This window comes from Zooshikella ganghwensis, assembly GCF_018263875.1.
GTDB classification, from domain to species: Bacteria; Pseudomonadota; Gammaproteobacteria; order Pseudomonadales; family Zooshikellaceae; genus Zooshikella; species Zooshikella ganghwensis.
The window spans coordinates 250,109-267,759 of record NZ_JAEVHG010000001.1 but is presented as its reverse complement, the minus strand read 5'-3'; the positions used below and the strand labels follow the sequence as shown (position 1 = coordinate 267,759).

Genomic DNA, 17,651 nt, shown 5'->3' with positions numbered 1-17,651 from the left:
TAAAAGCTATCTTACAAACAATGTTCCGTACGGGCAATGATGTCATTTTGTGCATCCACCGAGAGCGCTGTAAAAAATGCTGAATACCCAGCAACACGCACCACTAAATCCCGATATTCTTGCGGATTGGCCTGAGCCGCTAACAACGTTTCTCGGGATACGATATTATATTGCACATGCCATCCCTTATAGACATCAAAAAACGTACGTATAAGCATGGATAGTTTATAAAAATCCTGCTCCGTTTCCAGTGTACCTGGTGTTAGTTTTTGGTTAAGCAATACACCACCCAAAATCTTATCTGTTGGCAGTTTTGCAATGGAACTATATACCGCTGTTGGGCCATGAGTATCAGTACCTGAAGCAGGACTTGCACCTTCTGCAAGTGGCGCATACGCTTTACGGCCATCAGGTGTCGCCATTGTGTTTGCACCAAAGGGGACATTTGCAGAGATGCTTGATGTACCTGCATAATACCCACCACCAATTGGTCCACGACCAAAACGGGTATTTTTATGCTGCGTTAACTCGTCAATGTACATGTCATAAGCTTGCACCAATAACTTATCTACGTCACAGTCATCATTACCGTATTTACTGGCATAATTAATTAACACTTGGCGTAACTGCTCACCTTCAATACCATTAAAATTATCTGCCAATGCTTTCGCTAACGCTGGCTGTGATACTTTTTCCTGTTCAAATACAAGCTGTTTCAATACGGCTAAACTGTTGCCTAAGTTTGCAATACCCACTTGTAAGCCTGATACCCAGTCATACACCGAACCACCTTCTTTAATAGATTTAGCACGACTAATGCAATCATCAACTAATGCCGAGCAAAAGATATCTGGTGCTAGCTGTTCCAAAGCAGTATCAACAACCGCATCAATCGCAACCGAATGACGTGTAAAATATTGAACTTGCTGTTGCCAGGCACTCATTACTTCATCAAAGTTATTAAAGTTGCCTTTATTAAGGGATTTTTCATGGGCTAAAAACACTTGTTGTGTTGTAGCATCTTTTCCCTCATCCAGTGCCGCCAACAAAACACGGGCAAAATTTAAAAAGCTCATGCCTGTACAGCGATAACCCCATTTACCGGGCACAGCCGTTTCAATACAGCCAATGGCTGCATAGTTATAAGCATCCTCACGGCTTACACCTAAATCTATAAATGCTGGTATCACAATTTGATCATTATTAAATGCAGGCATACCAAACCCACACTTAACCACTGTTAAACAGCTGAGCAGGAAGTCCTGACAGATATTTTGGTGGTAGCGCACACTTAAATTTGGCTGGGTTGAGCGTAGCTGTCCACAGGATTCCAAAATGGCGAATGATAAACTGTTCACGGCATCAATAGGATAACCCTGTTGATCAAGCTGTTGTCCCCCTATAGTGACGTTTTGATATAATGGACTGCCAGCTGAAGCCTTAGAGTGAGTACCTGAACGAATTTTATTCACCTCTAATAATTTTAACCAACAGCTTTGTAACAGTTCCAATGCAAAGCCTCGGGTCAGTTGATTTTTTTGCTCAACATCTTTTTTATAGAAGGGATATAAATATTGATCCATTCGCCCAAAAGACACCGAATGTCCATTGGACTCAATTTGTAAAATAAGTTGTACAAAATAACACAACTGCAATGCTTGCCAAAACGTTTCTGGCTTTTGATGGGCAATATGATTACAGTTTTCCGCTATAACCACTAACTCACGCTTTCTAAAAGCACGTGTTTCCAGGTGAGCCATTTCAGCAGCCAGCTTTGCATATCGTTTAATATGCTTTTGTACCGCTTCGATAACGATATGTACTGCGTCTAAAAATTGTGTGTTTCCTAAATGACTTTCTTCACTATTATGTGAGACTAACTGTTTTTGCAATTTAACGTCTGCCAACAATCCATCCAGACCTTTTGCTAATAATTTTTTATTATTTATTGCAAGATGCGCATCGCCTGAAGTCATATTACCTTCAGCTTTGATAATACCAGAATCTAATATTGCCTTTTGTTCGTCAGTGAATTGTGCATAACATTGGTCTTGCGCCGTTTTACCTTGCCAAAAAGGAATTATTTCTTTCAGGGTATTTTTATTCACTTCTGACAATGAAAACCCTGCACCAGGTCGGTCCGCGAGAGCATCAATTTCATTCGCTAGCCAGTTAACCGTATATTCAGGGAATATCGGTGCTGCACGCAAATAGCTTGCCTGATTACCAATAATTAATTCATCATTATCAATCCAGATAGTCCTCGTTTCAAGATGTTCAGACAATGCTAAAGCACGCTTCATCATAACGGGCAGTGTTGGATTTTTTTGATAAACACGTGTATATGCCACAGCTCGCTCAGTACAAACCGGTGGCTTAATAATATTAATTAATACTTCTTTATGTTTTTGTATACGCAATGGTAAGTAGTCCAGATTCATAACTATCCTCTCACTGACGTTTGAAGCTGTTTTAAAGGATGGTGCTCAGCATATTCACATGTTTTTTGTAAAAGCTCAGGATTATCTAATGACTTATCTTTTCCTTGATAGCTTAATCCCAACATTTTATATTTTTGAATACCTAACGTATGGTAAGGGAGAAAGTGAATAGCCTTGCAGTTTGATAGACGTGCAGCAAAATCAGTAATTAATGCCAACTCTTCTAAAGAATCATTAAAATCTGGAATAACTGGAACACGAATCGTTAGATCTTTGACCTGATCTGCCAGTTTAACCAAATTATTTTTGACGAGAGATAAAGTGCCTCCAGTCCACTGTTTAAATTTTTTATCGTCCATGTGCTTTAAATCAACCAGCCATTGATTAATGACAGGCATATTTTGCTCTATTTTTTTCCAACTGACATGTAATGTTGTTTCAATCGCTACATTAATATTTTCTTCCTGCATTTTTTGAGCAATACTATAAACACAATGTGGATGTATAAGCGGTTCGCCTCCAGAAAAGGTCACACCACCGCCTGATGATGTATAAAATGGTTTATCACGCTTTAACTGTTCACAGACGGATTGAATATCAACAGGTTCGCCTACCACTCTTAGGGCTTTTGCAGGACAACATGTTTTTAAATTATTGATATCAAACTGATTGAGTTGCTGATGATCTATTAATAGTTCAGAAGATCCATGCCGCTTGATTGCACTGCAGCGATCCTGACATAAGGTACATCCGTTAATACAGGTGGTGGCCTCATACATAAGATCAACATTACGACTTCGACTTTCCGGGTTTTGACACCAGATACAAGACAGAGGGCAGCCTTTTAAAAACAAAACCGTTCTAATCCCTTCACCATCATGAGTTGAAAAGCGTTGAATATCAAAATAGAAGGAGGTTGGCATTTTCGTTTCCACATCAACATTTCGCTTATCGAAAGTAGATTACTTTTACTCGAAAGCTGTATTGATTTAAATCAATCTTTATGATGGGAAGTGGAGTATAGTTTAATGAACCAACCTATGGAGTGAGTGTTATGGTAGAGCTTTATCTTGATAGTGCAGATATTGAAGAGATACTGAGTTTACACGCAAAAGTTAAGCTGTCAGGTGTTACTACAAACCCAACGATTCTGGCCAAGTCACATTGTGGTGTTAACCACCTATTGTCCACCCTAAATACTCAGCTGGAATCTCCTAGCCGTTTTTTTGTACAAACAATCAGTGCGACTGTTGAAGGGATAATTGCTGAAGCTAAAAAACTACATGCGCTACCATACAACATTGTTGTCAAAGTTCCTGCCACAGAAGCTGGTTTAGCCGCAATCAAAACCCTAAAAAAAGATAATATTCCTATTCTTGCTACCGCTATTTATACAACGGCACAAGGATTACTTGCCGCCCATAATGGTGCAGATTACATTGCCCCCTATGTCAATCGTATAGCGCAAATAGGTGGTGATGGCATTGGTGTTGCTTCCAAACTTCAAAAACTCATTACCAACGCAAATTTAAGTTGTAAAATTCTAGCGGCCAGTTTTAAAAGTGTTCAACAAGTTGTATCTGTATTAGAGGAAGGTGTCAAAGCAATTACACTACCCTGTGATATTATGCAGGCTATGTATACTCATCCTGCCGTAAATATGGCTGTTGAGGAGTTTAATGAGCACTGGCAAAGCGCCTTTGCCGAACAGCTTTCCTATGAAACTTAACTATATCCTTCGTTTTGGGTATAGCGTAAGTAATATTCGTCATTTACTGGGTGTCATGTGTAGCGAGCTGAAGCTGACCTTTAGAAAAGCTCGTTACACGTTCAGTAAATAGTTTTAATTCACTCACAGGTACTGATAATGTATAGCACACCGAAACACCATATGTGCTATCTAAAAGCTCCACACCATATTCTTTCATTAGCTGTTTAAATCGAGGTTCCTGGTCGTAGTTTAACTCAATAACAAGGACTTCAGTGGCTACTTTAATGGTAGTGTTTAATGCTTCCATTGTTTGTTGCGTAGCTCCTGAGTACGCACGAACTAAGCCTCCGGCTCCCAGCTTAATGCCACCAAAGTAACGCACAACTACCGCCAAAATATTCCTAACGCCATGGTGCTGTAAAACATTCAAAATGGGTTTACCCGCAGTGCCTTGTGGTTCACCTGCATCACTCCAGGCAATTTGAGTAGCGCCTTCTGGTGGTCCCGCAATATAGGCCCAGCAATGATGACGTGCATCGGGATACTGCTCCGTTAATGATGCCACTTGAGCTAACGCTTCCTGACGACTTTCAACGGGATAAATCCAGCATATAAAACGACTTTTTTTAATGACGAGTTCAGTCATCACCGGTTCAGCTGGTATTAAATAACTGTTTAGGTCTTTTTCTCCCAGAGACATGTACTCAGGTAACTCCCTCAAAAAACATTAAGTTGGTTATAATAAGGCTTTTCCAAAATTGATGTTAATCACTATGAATCAAGATTGTATCAAAATTGTCGTAGGCTCGCAGAATCCTGTAAAAATCAATGCAGTACGTAATGCCATTGCTTCACTTTATCCTGGTAGCACCGTTGAGTGTACAGGTATGCACGCACCGTCTGGGGTGCCTGACCAACCCATGACAGCAAAGCAAACCCGTGAAGGTGCAGAAAATCGCGTACGGTTTTGTCAGCAACAGGTGGACGCTGACTTCTATGTTGCACTGGAAGGCGGTGTAGATGTTTTTGAATATGGACCTTCAACATTCGCCTATGTTGTTGTTGCAAATCACAGCCGCCTTTCAGTCGGTCGCAGTGCAATTTTGCCGTTGCCTACCTCTGTGTACCAGGCACTGGAAAAAGGTGAAGAATTAGGCGATGTGATGGATAGGTTATTTAACACACAAAATATCAAACAGAAAGGAGGAGCCATTGGCCTATTAACTAACGGGCAAGCCACACGAGAATCTACATACACTGAGGCATTACTGCTCGCGATGGCTCCTTTTCTTTATGAAGAACTATACGATAAATAGCGTATATCCTGTGAGTATTTTTTTAATTTGCAAATACATAAGTTTGATACACGACAGGTATAGGACGAAGGGTTTATCACTGCTACTTATCTTGCTCTGCAAACAATAACTGTTCTAACTCTGGTAAAGACGAAACCTGATACCCCGGCGTAATAGCCTCAGGGGTCGGGTTTTCATGCACATTCAACCAACAAGTTTCAAATCCAGCATTTATACCACCCAGAATATCTGTATCTGGATTATCACCCACCATCAACACTTTGTTTCGTTCTGGTTGCCCCATGATAGATAAGGCATGTTCAAAAATAGCTTGATGAGGTTTTGCAAAACCCACTTGTTCAGAAATAACAAGTATATCAAAGTACTCTCTCAGTCCCAGCCGTTCTAAACGGATCTGTTGCAGCTCAGTAAATCCATTCGTGATTATGCCCAGCTTTACTTTCCCATAAAGTGCACTGACTAAACTATTCGCACCTTCCAAAGGCTTACAAATGTCCGCCATTGCAGATAAAAAAGCACTATTTAGGTCTTTGGGTGAAACCCTTAACTGTTGAGCCCAGCTTGAAAAACGTTGGTGCTGAAGTTCTTGAGCACTAATATCTCCGTTCTGATAATCTATCCAAAGTGGTTTATTGACTTCCTGATAGGCTAGATAATCATCAGTAGAAAACTCAACATCAAATTGCGCAAACATACGCTGTAGCCCACTGAATGCATCAAAGTGAAACAAAGTTTCGTCAGCATCGAACAAAATCCACTCATAGTGCTTCATTCTGTCTTTTACTCCATATTAACTTCATCACCCTCAAGGTATAACCTTCACGAATGATTTCTAGGTTTTGTTATCTTCACTCCTCACCCCAATCACCTATTAATATAGGCTCATGGGACTTCGTCACTCGATGGCCGCACCTAAAAACCATTCGTATTGGGTATAAGCGCCATATTAACACTATTTTTCAAAGGCAACAAAAGCACCCTGCTTTATCAAAGAATTATAATTAAACAACTAATCTACCGACTCACTAATCAAGCGTAGTTTACGATTAGTTAATAATAGAAGGTATTCAAGAAAACCAGACTATTTCTTAAATAGTGAAGTTTTCAAAAATAAGAAAAAAGAAATGTGAGCAATCAACTAAAATAGCAGAAAATTATTAATTAATATTTTTCGAGATAGATCAACCCCACAAGGTATCAAACACTGCAGACTAACGAAAGCTAAAAAACTCTCTGAGAGAGGATGCAAGATTAATAATACCTTGATCTGCTTCGACAATTTCAAAACCAGAATCAAAATACCTCTGATCGACATCTGGCTTGCTCCACTGGCTAACAGCTTTAAAGTCAATGTATACTTCTGTGGGGCTAACCTCATGTGGAATTTTAATACGCATTTCAAAAGACTCCCCCACCATAACAGGAATCTCGCTGATCAACATAAGTCCTTGAGCAGAAATATTCCCTATATACCCAATTGGACGATCAGTGAAACGATTATAAATTGTTAAATAAGCATTTAACTGGTGCCGTGTAATAGCACGCTGTTCTCTAGAAGGATACGCTTTACCCATCGCCGCTCAATACCAAAGTAATAAGCCCACCTCAAACTGCAACAAAAATACGCAAGCACCAATACAAAACAATAAGCATTTGCTTTAACTTATTCGTTTTTTAATATCTTTCAATTACTGATCGATACATTAATGGATAAAAACTCAACAACGTATTTTATTGTTAATTTAAGGTATAAGACAATTTAGTTAAATATTAATGACGCATAGAATATACTATCGACCAAATTGCCAAAAGTGCAACTGATTTAATAGGCCAAGAAAACTATTTGAATTGATACACTAAAATTGAGTACACCTAATGTAAGAGATACATTTTGAGGCAGGTGTTTTATTTCAGAGGGTTTTGAGCACCACCAAGCACTTTCAATCTTGCTCTAGCTCTATATGCATATTCAGACTCAGGGTAAAGTTTTACAATATAACGGTAGGTTTCAACAGCATCCATGAGATAGCCTTGTCTCTCCAAGCATAATCCACGTAAAAAGGAGACCTCAGGCTGCATGTAGCGCCGCGCACGAATCATACGATCAACACGACTTAATGAGTGCAATGTTGCTACACAGTCGCCGCCATTATAATGCTCATAAGCCATATCTAACTGGTTGCTAATTCGATGTGTAGTACAAGCAGATGTGAAGCCAACAATCACTACAATACCACACCACTTATAACCTTGTGCTAGCAACCTCATAGTCAACCACCATCCCCATCAACGCCAAGACTGTTATAGGCATTATCGGAGTATAGTGCAAAAACTTTAGCGACTAGGCTAAATAGACAGCCCTACAGAACACACAACTATTTACTAGGAGTATCACGGAGTGGATATTCACTGGGAAAGTAATATAAATCAGACAGGACATAGAATAGCAAGGAGGGGGAAGCAGGCTGGCACCTGAACACTCAGGTACCAGTGCTAACAAGATAGTGATTACTCAGTAATCACCTTTTTAACTTTTTCTACCGCTTTGATATTCGCGATTACACGGCGGTTACGCTGACGTCCTTCTGGGGAGCCATTATCCGCAACAGGCTCAGATTCTCCTTTACCGATTGCAGTCAAACGTCCAGGTTGAATGCTATATTGCTCTATCAACGCCTGACGCACTGCATCTGCACGAGACTGAGACAGCATGAGGTTATAGGCATCATTACCCACAGAGTCGGTATGTCCTTCAATAGTTACATGAATATTTGAGTAACGCTGTAAGAAAGAAGCAACTTTTTCCAGCTCAGGGTAAAACTCTGGCTTGATAACAGCTTTATCAAAGTCGAACTCAATATTCAAACGAATACTGACGGGCTTATCTACATAGATTTCTTTTGGCTGTGGAGCTGGTGGTGGTGGCTCTTGACGCACAATTTTACGTTTAGTTTCACCTAGTGCCAACTTCACAGAAAACATCACAGCCTGATCATGTGTTTCATTATCAAGGCTATAGTAATCACGTACATCTGCACGTAATGCCAAACGATCTGTTAGCTCACGCTCAACACCAACACCTAGGCCAAGTAATGTCTCATCATCAGTACCAGCATTGCTTGGATCAATGCGCATGTGAGCGGCACTGGCTAATGCATAAGGCTTCCATTTACCAACAGGGGCAATGTAATAAAGACTGTCTAAATGATACCACTTGGCATCAATACTGTTATCTAGTCCAGGGTTTTCAGTATCATTTATTTTACCGAACCCAAACTGAACAGCCAGGTTGGAATTAATTTGATAACCAAAGTCTAAGCTGTAAAGGTAGTCATCTTCGATATCACGTTCATTATCAAAGAAATATTTGCCAAATGAAGGCGCTACATAAGCGTGTGGGACAACTTCCTCTTCAGCCACAACCGAATGGCTTGCTAGCGCAAAAATAACGCCTGTAGCAAACAAGGATAATTTTTTCATAAGCTTAAAACTTCTCCAGTACTATCACGTTTCTGTGAAAAATTATATTTAAACAATCTGCACAATAACAGTGAAATAATGTAACCTGATGGTAATAGTTAGACTTTTTTCTTAAATTTACACAACGTAAACTTTGTAAAAAAAATAAAACAATCACAGTTAAAATTTAAGGAATGGAATGCCTGTGTCTCAAGAATACTTAATGCAACATACAACAAAGCATGTGCTGTTATTCATTGATTTACATACAAATATTGCAAAGACTATAGCAAAACTCTCACTCCTCCCCAAAAAAAACATAAAACAGGTCACCCTATTTTTGGAATACTATCAACACCACTTTTTTGTTCATCATTTTCTACCAAGCTCACTTCAAACTAAGCTGCATCAACAATGGAAAGTACAGCTTGAGCAACACATCAAACCACTCCTGAGCTGGTGTACCCAACATCAATACCACTATCAGATTATTTATGGAGAACACGCACATTCGCTTGAAGTACTCATTGACTTTATTCAAAGTCAGCACGTTGATCTTTATATAAAACCAACGTCTTATCATGAGCAAAAAGCTAACTTACTGAATCACAATGACATACACCTACTTAACATGTGTAGGGTTCCTTTTTTTATTTGTGATACGTCAACATCCGAAGGTGAACCTAAAAAAAATTCTCAGCCAACCTTGAATGTTCTGATTTGTGTAGATCCGTTACCTGATAATGATATGTTTTCTTTTGATAGCACACTCATCGAATATGCTGAGTCTTATTTTAATAAGTTACCGGTACAATTTCATGTCGTACATACGTATTCGCCCTTACCTGAAACAATAATATTGGAGACAGATCTAGTTACTGAATACAAAAACCATACTAAGGCTATGCTTCAACAACGACAAGAAGCGCTTATTAAATTGCAACAACAGTTTTCTATTATAAAGCACAGCAAGTGCTATATGTTACAAGGGATACCAGATTGTGTAATCCCCAAACTTGTTGACGAACTATGCATCGACATCTGCTTATTAGGTTATCACCCACATAGCCACTGGCATCAAGCTATCCACGGAAATACGACCAAAAAACTTATTGAAAAAATGCAGTGTGATCTACTAATAAAACCAAACCAAAATCACAAAATAACTACAAACTAAATCAATACAGTCAAACTTATTGTAAGACAAAAGAAATACTTCGCGGTTTCGGATAATGTGTGGCTTTGTACCACCATTTTTATTAGCGGGAAATATTTAATAGTGTAGAAACTTCATCACAAAAGGCTTAGCTAAGTTAAAAAGCCAATAACCTAAACCTCCACCTGAAACAATCACTGTCAGGATTGACCAGATTGGCAACTTGTTATTTTTAACCTCAGGTTTAGTAAAAAACTGCCCAGCCTTAGCAACATGAGCACTCTGGGGCTGCTGGATGCTGTACTCTGGACTGCTACTCTCTCGTGATGTTGCTTCATCGGTTCCAGTTTTTTGTGTAGTACGCGTATACTCAACCTTAAGTGTTGACCGCCTTAGTGTATTATGCTGATTATCCGGTGGACCGATTATCATAAATTCTAACTGATCCAGCCTAATGCGATCCCCTGACCTTAAGCGTTGCTCGGCAACAGGTTCATCATTAACAAAAGTACCATTGATCGAAGACAGATCTTTAATGTAAAGCACATCTTCCAACAGGCATAACTCAGCGTGCCGACGAGATAGATAGGGAGAGTTAATTTTAATATCACAGTCAATCGCCCTCCCTACCAATAAGGTATCATTTACTGGGTATGTCTTTTCTGGCAGGGAGCGATCGACAACTTTAAAAAACCAACCACTTACCGCTTTTTTGGGGAGTTCAATGGGCGGTTGAATATATTTTGGATCACTTAATATAAGTTCAATATGACCCAGCTTAATAGTATCCCCTACTTTCAGCTGACAACTTGATACGACAGGTACATCGTTAACCCACGTAGTGCCCCGCTGAGTTAACTCAACGAGTGTCACGCGGTTATCTTTAACTATTAAATCAACATGCTCCGGTAAAATGCTGGGATCTTTTATCACAAAGTCACAATCAGCATGACTGCCTATAGTAACGCGCTGGGAAACCAGCCACATCGATTGTTTGGTATGATATTTATAGCCCAATTTTAACATGTATTGTTTTTCCAGCGAAGGTTACTTTATACCCATAACGAAGGAGTTTAGAGGTGCCTTTTAGTTTACTTAAAGTACTGCCCAATGATTATATTAATCAATAACTGCGTTAAAGAGTATAACAGTACTTTTTTCTCACTCTGCTAAGCACGCACTTAACAGTAATCAAAGCGGACGTCATAATAGTTTTTTTACAACAAAGTCTGCAAATTTTCTAGACATTATTTACGAAACACTGATTATGCCTACTCTGAACAGCTATAGCGGAGGGCACATACTAAACTATAAATGCAGCCTATAGTATGCTTGAGCTAAATAACTACACATTACTTTCACTTATTGCAGGTAACGACAAAAAAAAAGTCTACTATGCTATTGACCGCGTTAAACAACGTTATGTTATTGTTAAAATAATAACTACATCAAATAAAAATCAACGTAAATTAGATACAGCATTATTTAAAAAAAACGCGGCGCTGACTTCAGACCTTATCCACCCCCATATTATCAGTATTTATGAATGCGGCCTTACCGCTAATCACTGCCCTTATTTTGCGATGGAATACTGTGAAAATGGTAGTCTTGCAGACAAAATTCAAGAGGGGTTAACTTTAGATAAAACGCTTCAAATACTCCAGCAAATTGCCAATGCTCTTACCTTTGTTCATAAAACACATATTACTCATGGGCAGCTAAAGCCCAATAATATTTTATTTCGCAATGACGGTTCAGTGGTACTCAGTGACTTTAACAATGCATCACTTAATGCTACAACCAAGCAAACATCAGCAGCTTTTTTTTCGAGCAACTATACCCCAGAATACATGAGTCCCGAACAAGCAAGGCGGGTGTCGTTTGATAGTCGAAGCGACTTATACAGTCTCGGCATCATTTGTTACGAAATGCTTTTGGGATTTCCCCCTTTTCGAGGCGATACTCCACTTAGGGTTAGCTTAAAGCATTTAAATTCTGCTATCCCTCAACTACCAGAAAAATACCGCGGACTACAGCCCTTTCTCAACCTGTTATTAGCGAAAAATCCACAGCATCGCTTTCAAACAGCCAAAGAAGTTTCATTTACATTACGTCAGCTACAATATCAATTTCTCGAACATGGCCACCTGCGGGCAACACCACCTGCAAACAGTACTACCCCCTATATACTCGTCAACACACACTCATCCTCCCCCCCATTAAAAAAACAACCTGCAGGGAAGTCTTTATTAATAGCAGGTCTAGTATTAACAGTCCCAGGTATATTGTTGCTCAATAACAATGGACTACGGTCAGATACCTCTATTAACATCAATGAACAAGAACCACCTGCAATAAATCAATCCAGCACGGTTATCTCCAAAATGCCGTTGATAATCAATGTAATACCCAAGGATGCCTCAATTCAATTTAATCATTCTAGCCTCGCGTTTAGACAAGGGATATTACTTGAGCCTGGCCACTACTCTGTGAGCATCAGTAAACCTGGATATCAACCACAGCAACTCAACATACAACACAAACAAGCCCCGACACAGGTGAATTTAACACTTTCCCCTGAACGTTATTCAGTACAAATTAAAACACACCCTCCAGACAGCACTATTCGTATTATTAATATAAAACCTAAGTACACAAAAAATCTGCAGTTGCCTCCAGGGCGTTATCTGGTTGAAGTTTCTCACCCAGGTTACCAGGCTAAACGACAGTGGCTGGAAATTAACACCTCTGAAGTCAAGCAAACCATCACCCTAACACCAGCTATGAAGCAAGGTAAGATAATTCAACACGCTTTAGCTGAGGGTGTCGATGGTCCCAAAATGGTTGTAATACCTGGTGGCCGCTTTAGGATGGGTGATAATGATGGCATGGGCGCTGCCAGCGAAAAACCCCTACATTGGGTTAACCTCGCTAACGACTTCGCCATGAGCCAGTATGAAATCACTCGGGCCGATTTCGCTTTATTTATAAAAAAAACAGGTTATGTATTTCACGAAGCACTTAGTGAAAAAGATAGTAGAAAACCCATAACCCACATATCCTGGCATGATGCGAAAGCCTACGCACAATGGCTCAGTAAACAAACTGGCTATATTTATCGTCTACCTACTGAAGCTGAGTGGGAATATGCCGCCAGAGCAGGGAGCTATACTCGTTTTGTCTGGGGAAATAAGCCTCATGTAGGTAAAGCTAACTGTGCAGAAGGCTGCTGGGAAAATCATTTAAAACGCTTACTGAAAGGCTCTCAAGCAATAGCTGTTGGGCAATACCCTGCAAATGATTTCCAGCTTTTTGATATGGCTGGCAATATCGCAGAATGGACACAGGACTGTTACCTAAATTCATATCGCCAACACCCCGCTAATGGCAGCTCGGTCAACAAAGCTCATTGTAGCCATCGCGTCATTCGTGGCGGTAGTTTCACTGATCCTATTGAAAACTTACGTATTGCTCGGCGAGCAAAACGAACACCCGCCTATCGAGATGAGCAAATTGGCTTTCGGCTAGTGCTTGAGCTAAAACGCTAACCAAGTAGATAGTACAATTTTTGTTATCGAGCCAACTGCTGAATGACCTTGCCACAAAACTGTTGTGCAATACGATCAGTATACGCTTTAGCTTTTTCTCGGACACCGATACTGGGAGCCGTTGCAAGGTTATATTGGTCAAGCGCTTCTAGTGGAAGAAGTTTAACCTCACAGTAAGCACTTGCTTCAGTCATTTTATCCGCAAGTTCACGTCGGGTTTGATCTGCATTTTTAACAAGCACAATATCCCAACGGCTTCTGTTTAAATAAGGTTTTATTTCCTGAACCCGTTTTGCAGGTGTAGCTTGCTTCATAGACCTGGAGCTGTTAGCAAACTTCATATTCACTACAGCCGGTGACTCTACAAGGGGTTGATCATTTAGAAGAATATAACCTAGCTTAGGCCACTCTTGGTTCAACAGCCGATTTAACAAGGCAACATTGTAGGGGTTATCGGTATTAAATATATTGCTTAAGCTATTCGAAAGCATCCAGCTTTGCATAACACAACTGGTAATACCTTCTGACGCTCGGGTAGGACATTGGCTTTCAACACTGGCTACAAATCGAACGTGATATTTTAACGTATTTTTCAAAGACACTAACCGTAGACCATAATTATTTCTGTATTCATGAAATAAACGTGTTGTACGATCAATATCAGGAATTATTTCCCTCTCTGCTGTCAATTTATAAGCAGGTGTTAATAGCCCTTTCTGCTGTTTAAGCAGTCGTCTAATTAATTGCTGATCACCAGAAGGTATAAAGAAAGTTGCAACCGCATAAGGTCTAGCAAGCAGTGTCGATTTAACCACTTGGCTGGCCTGAGTGAGCTGATTAGTTGTTAGCCCTGTTGACTGACCTGACGCATCAAAAAAAGCAAAGTAATATTGACCATCACCTCCCGCCAACCATTGATTAGGTCGTTTAAACTGTGCTTCATAAGCACCTAAGTGCTTCGCATAATCATCACCTTTATAGTCAAAAGGTGCTTCTTCAGGACTGATGGAGGTAAAGCCTCCTCCCGAACGTGTGCCCTGCGTTCCACATCCTACCAACAAAACACTCAGTAGTAGCAAAAAACTCTGTGACAACTTCAGCATTGCAACACACTCTCAAATAGCATTCATTATTTACTGCTAAAACAACAAGAAGCAAAATATTGCACCTAGACTGATGAAGTAGGAGACATAGCAACTAGCTATGTGATAACCAAGCAGCCTTGCTCAACAGCACTAACATTTTTTAGCAACTTGTTACCCCGAATATCACTACACTACTTGGTGCTACTCGCTCATTACCAGCAAAAACTGTTTCCTGTCACTAAAATACTAGCAAAGTGTAACTTTATCACCGGTCTACGGTAGCATCTTTCTTAAAAAACACATCCCACTCTACCACTCTCGATACACCTAGTTATACCTGAGTACACATTCAATACACTTTTATATGAACGTTGCTTGGCGTGATAGAGCTATCAATGGATTATATCGCTATCCCATTGATATGCTGTGATGCCTTATAACCAAGAACTGTGAATTGTTTTAGCATTTTAGTACTTTTATGCGCCTATATATCTAAAACACTGCATAAGAAAACATCAGATGTTTATAGCAACGAATACCGTAAGACGTTAGATACAGAGGAGGAGGACCTTGAGCAGGTCCTGTTAGCGGTTTCGCAGCTGTCGTACTTCGTTTTTAAGGGCCAATAACTGACTGTTAACCTGGCGACGGAAAGCGTCAATAGAGCGAATGGACTCATCTACACTTTTCAGTTTTGCCGCAACATCAGACTGAAGCTGTTTACCAGAAACTTGCTTATCAAGCTGTGCCAGTTGTTCTTGTAAAGCCGCCTGGGTTGCGAGTTGCTCAGTACTGGCAACAGACACCTGGCTAGACAATGACTGCAACTGTTTCTCAAGTTTGGCAAGCGCTTGTTGTAAAGCCTGTACTTGTTTAACACTCTTTTTAGCCTGCTGTGTATCGGAAGAAACCTGCTTATAGCGTTTTTCCAATACTTGTAAAGATTGGTTGGTTTGTTTCAGCTGACTTGATACTGGCTGAAGTTCTGCTAATAGTTTTTCTTGCTGAGCCAGCTGTTTTGTCACTTTAGTAATGGCTGCTCTGTTACGCTTGTTTGATAAATCCCAAAGTTTACGAATTTCTGAATGAGCAAGCTTTAAATCAATTTGAATTTTATCAATCGCCTGCTGAATTTTACTACCTGACTCAGTAAGAGATGCATCAGTAGCTGATACTTTGCCTGTAACATCCTGCAACTGCTGAACTGCTTTGTCATAGGCTTGTTTTGTGGTATTTAGCTCAGCTTGTAACGCAGTTAGCTGCTGATAGCCAAAAACACCACCACCTGTCACAGCCACAACAAGCAGCAGTAGTAATAATATCCAAAATGGATTAGTGCGTGTTCTAACCTCAGGTTGATTTACCTTACCTGGTGAACGTCGATGAATTGCACGGTCAGCAATATCGTCCCTTGCAATTGCCATACTTGGCAAGTCGTCATCGATGTCTTCAAGGTGTCTACTCATACAGTTGGTGCTCAATAGTTACTCAATAAATACTATACCGCTGATTGTAGTGGAATGCCGTGCTTAACCCAAGTACTGGCGTAAGTCGTCTAAACCTTTGATAATGTACCTCCAGCAAGATGCCATGACAAAAAGCGAAGTCAATCATAGACTTGCACAGGCTCCAGGGTGGCATAAAAAATTATTTAGGAGATTTCACCGTGTTCCGAAAATCGCTGGAACAATTGTCGCACAGCGACTTTAAGGAATTACTGAGTGGTAGAAAGTGTTTGTTGTATGGTGCCAATGGCTATACAGGCACACTGGTTGCGCGTAAAGCACATGCCCTTGGCCTATCTCCTATTCTTGCAGGAAGACAAGAGCAGTTTATTATGCCCCTGGCCACTGAGCTTGGCTGTTCTTATCGTATTTTTAATATTTTGAATGGTGATGAAGCTAATGAACAGCTAAATGATATTGATGTTTTAATCAATTGTGCTGGGCCATTTCCTCCTAATACAACCACGCTGTTAGAAAGCTGCCTTGCTAATGCCGTACACTATTTAGACATCAATGGCGACTTAACCACCCTCGTCAATGTACAACGCTTTCATAGCCAAGCTCAGAAAACAGGCATTGTATTGTGCCCTGGCGTTGGCTTTGATGTCATCCCAACTGATTGTATTGCTGCTACGCTAAAGCATGCATTACCTGATGCCACATCCTTATCCCTGGGTTTTGAAGTGCATGGAAAACTAAGCCCTGGCTCAGTCAAAGCACTTTACAATGCAGTCGCTAACGGTTGCCAGATCAGGCAAAATGGCCTGCTCATCCCAATACCATTTGGCTATCATATACGTCACATTGATACTAAACAGGGTAAGAAAGTAACAACCGCGATTCCTTGGGGTGATCTTGCTTCTGCGTTTTTCAGTACACAAATCGCCAATATTGAATGTCTTTACCCTGTCAACGCAACCCATTTAACCTGGCTAAAACGTTTACGCTGGTTTAGGGGGTTACTCAAGTTTCCTTGGCTCAAGAAGCTTGCGTATTTATATATATCATCCAGATTTCAGATACCAAATCATATAGAGCGCAAGCAAAGTGTTACCTACTTTTGGGGTGAAGTGAAAAACGCATCAGGAATGATTAAGCGAGCTTCTTTAGAGGCAGCTGATGGTTATGACTTAACGGTTGCAGGCGTTCTGCTCGCATTACAGTTTCTGTTGAACTATGCCGGTGAAGGAGGATACTTCACGCCCTCTCAACTTATGGGGCGAAACTGTGTAGAAAGCCTTCCTAACACCTCAAATATTCGTATTACAACTCAATCACCCTCTTGAAAAACCACAAGTCAAACCCTATACCAAGTAGTTAGGAAAATACATAATGAAGGGTATAAATAACCACACATGAATCACGTAGATAGGCATCAGCCAAAATGCTAAGATTGCATAAAAACTGACGCCTTTAGTGAATGTTTTGTG

15 protein-coding genes are annotated in these 17,651 nt (G+C 40.2%); 5 read left to right on the top strand and 10 right to left on the bottom strand.

Annotation, left to right across the window (positions count from 1 at the left end; translation table 11 throughout):
* Positions 1-11: 11 nt before the first annotated feature.
* A complete protein-coding gene (locus tag KHS79_RS01095; protein ID WP_212715959.1) occupies positions 12-2,441 on the bottom strand; it encodes a formate C-acetyltransferase/glycerol dehydratase family glycyl radical enzyme in 2,430 nt (809 codons plus the stop codon).
* Between the two features lie 2 nt (positions 2,442-2,443).
* Entirely contained in the window at positions 2,444-3,364 is a 921-nt protein-coding gene (locus KHS79_RS01090; RefSeq protein WP_212715957.1) for a glycyl-radical enzyme activating protein, read from the bottom strand.
* Positions 3,365-3,495: 131 nt separating this feature from the next.
* Here KHS79_RS01090 and KHS79_RS01085 point away from each other — a divergent pair, with 131 nt between their 5' ends.
* The gene (locus KHS79_RS01085; RefSeq protein WP_027708534.1) at positions 3,496-4,170 is read left to right on the top strand and encodes a transaldolase family protein; all 675 of its coding nucleotides are present in this window, start codon (positions 3,496-3,498) and stop codon (positions 4,168-4,170) included.
* A gap of 43 nt (positions 4,171-4,213) precedes the next feature.
* On the opposite strand, the gene KHS79_RS01080 is transcribed toward KHS79_RS01085, so the two are convergent.
* Positions 4,214-4,852 carry a YigZ family protein gene (locus KHS79_RS01080; protein WP_212715946.1) on the bottom strand — a complete coding sequence of 213 codons (639 nt, stop codon included), beginning with the start codon at positions 4,850-4,852 and terminating at the stop codon, positions 4,214-4,216.
* A gap of 73 nt (positions 4,853-4,925) precedes the next feature.
* Between KHS79_RS01080 and yjjX the strand changes: the two genes are divergently transcribed.
* Positions 4,926-5,468 (top strand): inosine/xanthosine triphosphatase, encoded by a 543-nt coding sequence (gene yjjX, locus KHS79_RS01075; protein WP_027708536.1) that lies wholly within the window; start codon positions 4,926-4,928, stop codon positions 5,466-5,468.
* An 82-nt stretch (positions 5,469-5,550) separates the two neighbouring features.
* On the opposite strand, the gene yjjG is transcribed toward yjjX, so the two are convergent.
* The 4 genes from yjjG to KHS79_RS01055 form a co-directional block, all read right to left on the bottom strand.
* Positions 5,551-6,240, bottom strand: coding sequence for a pyrimidine 5'-nucleotidase (gene yjjG / locus KHS79_RS01070; protein ID WP_212715936.1), 690 nt, complete (start codon positions 6,238-6,240; stop codon positions 5,551-5,553).
* A 439-nt stretch (positions 6,241-6,679) separates the two neighbouring features.
* Positions 6,680-7,042: a PilZ domain-containing protein gene (locus tag KHS79_RS01065; RefSeq protein ID WP_027708538.1), complete on the bottom strand. Its 363-nt coding sequence runs from the start codon at positions 7,040-7,042 to the stop codon at positions 6,680-6,682.
* A gap of 331 nt (positions 7,043-7,373) precedes the next feature.
* Positions 7,374-7,736, bottom strand: coding sequence for an outer membrane protein assembly factor BamD (locus KHS79_RS01060; RefSeq protein ID WP_206196789.1), 363 nt, complete (start codon positions 7,734-7,736; stop codon positions 7,374-7,376).
* 240 nt (positions 7,737-7,976) lie between these two features.
* Positions 7,977-8,948: an OmpA family protein gene (locus tag KHS79_RS01055; protein ID WP_027708539.1), complete on the bottom strand. Its 972-nt coding sequence runs from the start codon at positions 8,946-8,948 to the stop codon at positions 7,977-7,979.
* A 178-nt stretch (positions 8,949-9,126) separates the two neighbouring features.
* On the opposite strand from KHS79_RS01055, the gene KHS79_RS01050 reads away from it, so the two are divergent.
* Positions 9,127-10,104 carry a universal stress protein gene (locus KHS79_RS01050; RefSeq protein WP_212715934.1) on the top strand — a complete coding sequence of 326 codons (978 nt, stop codon included), beginning with the start codon at positions 9,127-9,129 and terminating at the stop codon, positions 10,102-10,104.
* A gap of 96 nt (positions 10,105-10,200) precedes the next feature.
* Here KHS79_RS01050 and KHS79_RS01045 read toward each other — a convergent pair whose 3' ends face one another.
* Entirely contained in the window at positions 10,201-11,109 is a 909-nt protein-coding gene (locus KHS79_RS01045) for an FHA domain-containing protein (protein WP_212715932.1), read from the bottom strand.
* A 302-nt stretch (positions 11,110-11,411) separates the two neighbouring features.
* On the opposite strand from KHS79_RS01045, the gene KHS79_RS01040 reads away from it, so the two are divergent.
* Positions 11,412-13,631 carry an SUMF1/EgtB/PvdO family nonheme iron enzyme gene (locus KHS79_RS01040; RefSeq protein ID WP_212715930.1) on the top strand — a complete coding sequence of 740 codons (2,220 nt, stop codon included), beginning with the start codon at positions 11,412-11,414 and terminating at the stop codon, positions 13,629-13,631.
* 23 nt (positions 13,632-13,654) lie between these two features.
* Here KHS79_RS01040 and KHS79_RS01035 read toward each other — a convergent pair whose 3' ends face one another.
* Positions 13,655-14,734 carry a hypothetical protein gene (locus KHS79_RS01035; RefSeq protein WP_212715914.1) on the bottom strand — a complete coding sequence of 360 codons (1,080 nt, stop codon included), beginning with the start codon at positions 14,732-14,734 and terminating at the stop codon, positions 13,655-13,657.
* A gap of 566 nt (positions 14,735-15,300) precedes the next feature.
* Complete coding sequence (locus tag KHS79_RS01030; RefSeq protein ID WP_212715907.1) at positions 15,301-16,182, bottom strand: coiled-coil domain-containing protein; 882 nt, start codon at positions 16,180-16,182, stop codon at positions 15,301-15,303.
* A 200-nt stretch (positions 16,183-16,382) separates the two neighbouring features.
* On the opposite strand from KHS79_RS01030, the gene KHS79_RS01025 reads away from it, so the two are divergent.
* Positions 16,383-17,507: a saccharopine dehydrogenase family protein gene (locus KHS79_RS01025; RefSeq protein ID WP_212715905.1), complete on the top strand. Its 1,125-nt coding sequence runs from the start codon at positions 16,383-16,385 to the stop codon at positions 17,505-17,507.
* Positions 17,508-17,651: the final 144 nt, after the last annotated feature.

What these genes read in the sequence shown, in the direction of transcription:
- KHS79_RS01095 (WP_212715959.1), bottom strand. Translation starts at nt 2,441, where the DNA reads ATGAATCTGGACTACTTACCATTGCGTATACAAAAACATAAAGAAGTA.
- KHS79_RS01090 (WP_212715957.1), bottom strand. Translation starts at nt 3,364, where the DNA reads ATGCCAACCTCCTTCTATTTTGATATTCAACGCTTTTCAACTCATGAT.
- KHS79_RS01085 (WP_027708534.1), top strand. Translation starts at nt 3,496, where the DNA reads ATGGTAGAGCTTTATCTTGATAGTGCAGATATTGAAGAGATACTGAGT.
- KHS79_RS01080 (WP_212715946.1), bottom strand. Translation starts at nt 4,852, where the DNA reads ATGTCTCTGGGAGAAAAAGACCTAAACAGTTATTTAATACCAGCTGAA.
- yjjX (WP_027708536.1), top strand. Translation starts at nt 4,926, where the DNA reads ATGAATCAAGATTGTATCAAAATTGTCGTAGGCTCGCAGAATCCTGTA.
- yjjG (WP_212715936.1), bottom strand. Translation starts at nt 6,240, where the DNA reads ATGAAGCACTATGAGTGGATTTTGTTCGATGCTGACGAAACTTTGTTT.
- KHS79_RS01065 (WP_027708538.1), bottom strand. Translation starts at nt 7,042, where the DNA reads ATGGGTAAAGCGTATCCTTCTAGAGAACAGCGTGCTATTACACGGCAC.
- KHS79_RS01060 (WP_206196789.1), bottom strand. Translation starts at nt 7,736, where the DNA reads ATGAGGTTGCTAGCACAAGGTTATAAGTGGTGTGGTATTGTAGTGATT.
- KHS79_RS01055 (WP_027708539.1), bottom strand. Translation starts at nt 8,948, where the DNA reads ATGAAAAAATTATCCTTGTTTGCTACAGGCGTTATTTTTGCGCTAGCA.
- KHS79_RS01050 (WP_212715934.1), top strand. Translation starts at nt 9,127, where the DNA reads ATGCCTGTGTCTCAAGAATACTTAATGCAACATACAACAAAGCATGTG.
- KHS79_RS01045 (WP_212715932.1), bottom strand. Translation starts at nt 11,109, where the DNA reads ATGTTAAAATTGGGCTATAAATATCATACCAAACAATCGATGTGGCTG.
- KHS79_RS01040 (WP_212715930.1), top strand. Translation starts at nt 11,412, where the DNA reads ATGCTTGAGCTAAATAACTACACATTACTTTCACTTATTGCAGGTAAC.
- KHS79_RS01035 (WP_212715914.1), bottom strand. Translation starts at nt 14,734, where the DNA reads ATGCTGAAGTTGTCACAGAGTTTTTTGCTACTACTGAGTGTTTTGTTG.
- KHS79_RS01030 (WP_212715907.1), bottom strand. Translation starts at nt 16,182, where the DNA reads ATGAGTAGACACCTTGAAGACATCGATGACGACTTGCCAAGTATGGCA.